At 65.7% G+C, this 399-nt stretch carries 2 protein-coding genes; both read right to left on the reverse strand.

All coding sequences use genetic code 11. The features are described 5' to 3' along the window. On the reverse strand, positions 1 to 274 hold a 274-nt coding region (locus EKA13_RS27590; protein WP_176717503.1), incomplete at its 3' end, for a TraU family protein. Continuing rightward, a partial coding sequence (locus tag EKA13_RS29055; RefSeq protein ID WP_125862987.1) for a DUF1525 domain-containing protein occupies positions 271 to 399 on the reverse strand: 129 nt, incomplete at its 5' end. The genes EKA13_RS29055 and EKA13_RS27590, both read right to left, overlap by 4 nt.

Below are 399 nucleotides of genomic sequence, written 5' to 3' on the forward strand. Positions count from 1 at the left end.
CGACCCACGGGTTCTCGCCCGTGTTGCTGTAGCTGGAGACGACCGCATCGGGGATGTAGTGGCGCACCTTGACAGAGGTGCGCACCGTGCATCCTCCCCAGGTGCAGTAGAGCCAGTAGCAGATACCTACCACCCGGTACTCCAAGCAATCGGGCGAGGCCACCGAGGCAACGATGGCGGTGGTGTTCAAGGCGTAGCTACCCGTGGCGCTGAGCAGCAGCAAGGAAGCCACGCCGGCCCGCATGCGGCGCATCAGGTCGAATGGTCGCGTCATGGCTGGGTCCTCCGACGCTGCTCGATGCGCGCGACAGCGCGGGCCACATCCGGCTCGCCATAGACCACGTAGCGCTGATCCACCACGACAGCCGGGATGCTGGTGATGCCCAGGCTCCATGCGTC

Source organism: Pseudomonas defluvii (assembly GCF_001695625.1).
In the GTDB taxonomy this organism is placed as follows: Bacteria; Pseudomonadota; Gammaproteobacteria; order Pseudomonadales; family Pseudomonadaceae; genus Aquipseudomonas; species Aquipseudomonas defluvii.